Origin of the sequence: Stenotrophomonas maltophilia group sp. Smal12, from assembly GCF_037079935.1 — a bacterium.
Taxonomy (GTDB): Bacteria; Pseudomonadota; Gammaproteobacteria; order Xanthomonadales; family Xanthomonadaceae; genus Stenotrophomonas; species Stenotrophomonas sepilia.
The window spans coordinates 21,348-27,477 of sequence record NZ_JBAWUK010000054.1 but is presented as its reverse complement, the minus strand read 5'-3'; the positions used below and the strand labels follow the sequence as shown (position 1 = coordinate 27,477).

The 6,130-nt window shown below is 66.8% G+C and carries 3 protein-coding genes and 1 pseudogene; 2 read left to right on the top strand and 2 right to left on the bottom strand.

What is annotated here, in order from left to right:
• Window positions 1-123 precede the first annotated feature (123 nt).
• A pseudogene (locus WDC87_RS18595) lies at window positions 124-2,034 on the top strand (TonB-dependent receptor); the annotation flags it as partial.
• On the top strand, window positions 2,034-3,335 hold the full coding sequence (locus tag WDC87_RS18590) for an aminotransferase class V-fold PLP-dependent enzyme (protein ID WP_088497383.1): 1,302 nt from the start codon (window positions 2,034-2,036) through the stop codon (window positions 3,333-3,335). The pseudogene WDC87_RS18595 and the gene WDC87_RS18590, both read left to right, overlap by 1 nt.
• A 351-nt stretch (window positions 3,336-3,686) precedes the next feature.
• Here WDC87_RS18590 and WDC87_RS18585 read toward each other — a convergent pair whose 3' ends face one another.
• On the bottom strand, window positions 3,687-4,265 hold the full coding sequence (locus tag WDC87_RS18585) for a DNA breaking-rejoining protein (protein ID WP_088497382.1): 579 nt from the start codon (window positions 4,263-4,265) through the stop codon (window positions 3,687-3,689).
• Window positions 4,265-6,031, bottom strand: a complete 1,767-nt coding sequence (locus tag WDC87_RS18580) for a S8 family serine peptidase (protein ID WP_252745103.1) — start codon at window positions 6,029-6,031, stop codon at window positions 4,265-4,267. The genes WDC87_RS18585 and WDC87_RS18580 overlap by 1 nt, the downstream gene beginning before the upstream one ends.
• Window positions 6,032-6,130 lie beyond the last annotated feature (99 nt).

The following is a 6,130-nucleotide window of genomic DNA, read 5'->3' as shown; positions in this document are numbered from 1 at the left end:
TACATCGAGATGTTCTACAACCCGATCCGCCGGCATGGTTCCGCTGGCGGCGTGTCACCGGTAGAGTTTGAAAGGCGCTACGCGCAGAGCGGCAACTGAGTGTCTACAGAACTCTGGCCGGTCCAGTACGGCTCGGATGCCATCGCCGGTGTCATCAACATCATCCTCGAGGATGGCCCGGGTAGCGAGATCACCGCCGGCTATTCGCAGTACGCGCAGGGCGACGGTGCCTCGCGCGATTTCAGTGTGCGCACCGGTTGGTCGCTGGGCGACTATGGCAGCCTGGTGCTGTTCGCCGAATCGTCCAACTCCGACGCTACCTCGCGCACGCGCCAGCGCCCGGACGCGATCGCCTTCCAGGCTGCACATCCGGAGCTGGACGTGCCCAATCCGGTACAGCGCTGGGGCCAGCCGGAACTGGAAAGCCGCCGCGTCGGCTTCAACGTGAAGGCCCATGCCAACGACACGCTGGAGCTGTATGCGTTCGGCCTGTACAGCCACAGCGATGGCGTCAGCGATTTCAACTGGCGCAACCCGGACACCACCACCGGCGCCTATCGCACCACCGCCATCTTCCCGGGCTGGAACCTGCGCTCGCTGTATCCGGTCGGCTTCAGCCCGCAGTACGGCAACGTGCAGAACGACCTGCAGCTGGTCGGTGGCCTGCGCGGCGAGATCACGCCGAAGCTGCGCTGGGATGTCAGCGCCTCGTATGGCCGCAACGCCATCGACTATCGCCTGAAGAACTCGATCAATGCCTCGCTCGGCCCGGCCAGCCCGACCGACTTCGATCTCGGCCGCCTGACCCAGACCGAGAAGAGCGCCAACGCCGACTTCAACTACGAATGGGACGTGGCTGCGCTGTCCAAGCCGATCAACGTCGCCTTCGGTGGCGAGTTCCGCCAGGAAACCTACCAGGTGCGCGCCGGTGATCCGGCCTCGTACGCGGTGGGTCCGGGCGCGGCCGCGGGCCTGGAGGCCAACTCCAATGGCGCGCCGGGCTTCTCGGCCAGCCAGGCCGGGCAGTGGAGCCAGCGCAGCAAGGCCGCCTACGTGGACATGGAAGTGCCGCTGGGCGAGCGCTGGAGCATCGGTGCAGCCAGCCGCTACGAGGACTTCTCCAGCTTCGGCAGCACACTGGACGGCAAACTGTCGGCGCGCTTCGCGATCACCCCGGACGTCGCCCTGCGCGGCACCGTGTCCAGCGGCTTCCGTGCACCGACGCCGGCGCAGCTCAACACCACCAGCACCACCCAGGGGTTGGATACGCGCACGCTGCAGATCTTCACCAGTGGCCGCCTGTCGCCGAACGATCCGCTGGCGCAGCTGCTCGGTGCCAGGCCGTTGAAGCCGGAAGAATCGCGTACCGCATCGCTGGGCCTGACCTGGCGCACCGACCTGGGCCTGTCCGGCTCGGTGGATGTCTACCAGATCAAGCTCACCGACCGCTTCAGCCAGTCGGCCAGTTTCGCCATTCCGGCCGGTACGCCCAATCCGCTGGGCTATACCTCGGTGAACTACTTCACCAACGACTTCGACACCACCACCACCGGCGTGGACGTGGTCGGCAACTACCTGCGCGACCTCGGCGCGGGCCGCATGACGCTGACCCTGGCCTACAACTACAACCGCACCCGCGTGGACAACGGCAGCACCTCGGTGGCCACCAACGAGACCCAGCGCGTGCTGTTCGAGGATCGCCTGCCCGAGCACAAGGGCAGCCTGACCGGCAGCTGGGACATCGGCGCCTGGTCGCTGATGGCACGCATGCGCTACTACGGCGCCTGGACCGATTCCAGCGGCAATGCAGTGGGCGATATCTACCAGCGCTTCGGCGCGATGAGCTTCCTCGACCTGGCCGTCGGCTATCGCATCAACGAACATCACAGCCTGCGCGTCGGTGCCGACAACGTATTCGACCGCTATCCGGACGAAGCCACCTTCCAGGCCAGTCGCGGCCTGGTCTACTCGCGCAACGCGCCATACGACACCGACGGTGCCAACCTGCACGCACAGTACCGGCTGAGCTTCTGATGGACCCGGCCCGCCGCTCCCTGTTGCGTGCCGGCACCTTGCTGCCGGCCGCAGCCGCACTTTCTTCACTGCCAGCCATGGCTGCCACGCGTTACGCTGCGTCCATGCAGATTCCCGCAACGACCGCGGCGCCGGACGTGCTGGCCCGCGATGAAAACTACTGGGCCGCCGTGGCCAGCCACTTCGATTTCACCGACGAAGTGAACCATCTGGAGAACGGCTACTGGGGCGCGATGGGCCGCGAGACGCTGGCCAGCTACCAGCGCCACACCGCGGAAGTGAACCGAGGCAATGCCTGGTATGGCCGCCGTGAGTTCCCGGCGCAGTACATGGCGGCGCAGCGGCAGGTGGCCGAACTGCTGGGCGTGGGCGCCGACGAGATCGCACTCACCCGCGGTGCCACCGAGGCGATGCTGGCGCTGATCGGCGGCTACAACCGCCTGCAGCCTGGCGACCAGGTGCTGTACGCCGACATCGACTACGACAGCATGATCGGCGCGATGCGCTGGCTGCAGCAGCGCCGCGGCGTGCAGGTCGAGCGCATCGCGCTGCCGGCCGTGCCCGACCATGCGCAGATCCTGCAGGCCTACGAGGCCGCGTTCGCGCGGCTGCCACGCCTGAAACTGATGCTGCTGACCCAGGTCAGCCATCGCCATGGACTGGTGCTGCCGGTGGCCGAAATCGCCGAACGTGCGCGCGCACGCGGCATCGACGTGATCGTTGATGCAGCACACGGGTTTGGCCAGATCGACTACGCGGTGCCGCAGCTCAAGGCCGACTTCGTTGGCATCAACCTGCACAAGTGGATCGGTGCACCGGTCGGCGTCGGCGCGATGTATGTGCGCAAGGGCCGCGTTGCGGACCTGGAGCCGTACATGGGCGAGACCGACGATGGCCGCGTGGGCAGCCGTGTGCACACCGGTACGGTCAACTTCGCCGCTTACCTGGCGCTGCCGGAAGCGATCGCGCTGCACCAGCGCATCGGCGCGGCCAACAAGCAGGCGCGCCTGCGCTACCTGCGCGAGCGCTGGACCGTGCCTGCGCGGCAGATGGCGCATATCGAAGTGCTGTCGTCGCCTGATCCGGCGCTGGCCAGCGCATTGGCCAGCTTCCGCCTGCGCGGCCACACCTCGGTAGAACAGAATCAGGCACTGCAGAAGCGCTTGCTGGATGAGCATCGGATCTTCACCACCCATCGCGATGGCCTGGAGTCGGGCGCCTGCGTGCGGGTGACACCGTCGGTGTTCACCCGGCCGGCGCAGATGGATGCGCTGGTGCAGGCTCTCGCGGCCCTGGTCTGACCCTGCTTTGGTAGGTGCCAACCTTGGTTGGCACATTCCCACTGTGCGGTGAAACCTTCCGCCGGCCAGCGGCCGGCACTACCGACCGGGTAGGGGCCGACCGTGGGACGGCACATCACCCTGCTTTGGTAGGTGCCAACCTTGGTTGGCACATTCCAACCGCACCGGGGAATCGTCCGCCGGGCAGCGGTTACCGCTCGATCGCCGGCAGCGCGTTCGACAGCAACCGGTCAATCCTTCCGTTGATGCAGAACTGTAGTGCCGAACATCGTCTGAGCTCTACAGTCGCAACGCACACCAATCCCCCGGCCGGCCAGGAGAGCCAACCGGCCAGGGGCACCACTCAACGCCTTACTTGGTCTCTTCCCACTGCACCACGTCCGGCTCGGTGGCGCGGATACCGGCGGTGGACAGCAGCCTGGTGGTCGCATCCAGCGCAGCGTTTACCGACGGGTACTCCACGATGGCCTGGCCCGAAGCCTTCGACACCTTCACCACGGTGCCACCGGTGGCCGTAGCCGCGCGCTGGGCCGAGGCTGCATCGGTGAAGAACACCTTGACCCGCGACGTCGCCACTACCGGCGCGCCGTCACGGGAGACCGCTGCGGCGAACTTGCCGGCGCCGGCATCGGCAGGTGCCGCCGTTGCGCCATCCAGCGAACGCTTGGTGCGCGAACTGGTGGTCGCCGCCGCCTGCGGGGTGATCGTGAACTGGCCGCCGCTGGCCTGCTTCACGGTGGCCGAGGGGGACAGTTGGAATCGCGTGCCGCCCACATCGAACGTGCGGCCGGTAGCGGACGCCTTCAGTTCCTGCGCATCCACGGTCGACAGGGTCCTGGCTGGAGGGGTCTGCCCCGAGCTCTGCGCCCAGGCAGGGGAGGTCATCGCCGCGAAGGCGAGCGTGCTCAACAGAATGGTGGTCTTCATCATCAGTGCCCCAGAACGCGGATCTTGAAGAATTCGAGGTTGCCGCGCGATGCTGCGGTCGCGGCCTGCCCCATGTCGGTGACTTCCAGCGTCCAGGTGCCGCTGGCATTCTCATCCAGGAAGGCATTGCTGGACAGGAGGTCCCAGCTGGTGAAATTGCTCTGCGCGCCACCCGTGCCCGAACCGATCGCGGTGAACGCCGGTTGCACCACGCTGCGGGTGCCGCTGGGCGACACAAGCACGAACTGCAGCTGGCGCGTGTTGCGGTGGTTGACCCGGAAGCCCAGCTGCACGCTTTCGATGTTGCGCGCGCCGTTGGCCAACTGGAAGGTCAGGCGTGCGGCGGCAGCCGAGGTGTTGCCGATGGCCACGGTACGCGTCGTGTTGCGCCAGCCGCTGTCGACCAGCGGGCCCAGCGACTGGAAGTTCTCGGCCACCTGCACTGCACGCGCAGCGTTGACCACGCCGAAGCCATACCAGTTGCTGTAGGCACGGCCGGCAGCATTCACCGTCCAGCCCGGCACCAGCGTGCGCCCGTCGGCCAGCGTCACCGCCGGCTGGTTCGGGTGGTTGCGGGTGGCGGTGGTGGCCAGGATGTACTTCACATCGCGATAGGACAGGTTCGGATTGGCTTCCAGCACCAGTGCCGCCACGCCCGATACCATCGGCGCCGACGCCGAGGTGCCGTTCATCTTGGCGGTGTAGTTGCAGGTGCTGTCGATGGCCGACAGGTTGCTGTCCAGGGTGTTCTGGCGGTTGGTGTTCTTGTTGCTGCCCTGCGCGCACCCGGTCACGTCGGTGGTGACGATCGCCGGGTCGTACGCGCGCGCCACCAGGCCGGGCGCAAACTGTGCCTGCAGGCCGTACTCACCACCAAAGGCCGACACCCACAAGGCCGAGCCGGTGGAGGAGTAAGACGAGCGCACGCCATCGGCGCGCACCGCGCCTACCGTGATCACGTTGAACAGGTTGTTGCGCGGATCACGGCCGGCGGGCACGCAGCCGGTGTTGCGGTTCTTGGTGTCGGTGGTGCAGACATCCTGGGTCTGGCTGATCGAGGCATTGTTGAAGTTGTTGCCGGCCGACTTCACGTAGATGCCGCCGCGGCCACCGCGCGTCCCCGACAGTGCCTGCTCATACGAACGAATCGTGTTTTCGCTGTACGCCAGCGGCAGGTTCGGATTGCCCGGGCCGGCGCCCCAGCTGTTGTTGAACACCTGCACGTCGGCCGATTCCGTGCCGTCCCACCAGGCGTACTCGATGTTGCTCTGCTGGTTGCCCAGGGCCGAGCGCGAAATCGGGTTGAAGCCCTTCAACGTCGCCGCCGGGGCTACACCGCGCACGCCCAGGTTGTTGGCGCCCACCGCACCGGCGATGCCACCGACCATGGTGCCGTGGTTGTCGACATCGGGATTGGTCGGGGTGGGGTTGTTCGAGCCATTGGTGAAGTTCTTGCCGGCTACAGCGGCCACGTTGGCCGCCAGGTCCGGATGCGCGATCTGCAGGCCGTCGTCGACGATGGCGATGGTGACGCCCTGGCCACGGATGCCATTGCGGAACAGGCCATCCACGTTCAGGTCGTTGCCTGCCACCGGCAGTGTGTCAGCCGGGACCGTCTGCCCGGTGTTGAGCAGGTGCCACTGTATCCCCGCCAGTGGATCGGCCTGTTGGGCCTGGGCGGTGACGGCCAGGCTGCCCAGTACCAGGGCAGTGGCGAGGGCCAGGCGCGCAGAGCGCGGTGGCGCGGAGCGTTGCGTGTGTCGCTTCATACACGAATCCTTCTGTTGTGAATCGGCATGGCAGGACGGCGGGGCGGAACTGCCCCATCGCAACGAGCCAAACGCGACACAACGAACAACCCCCTACCT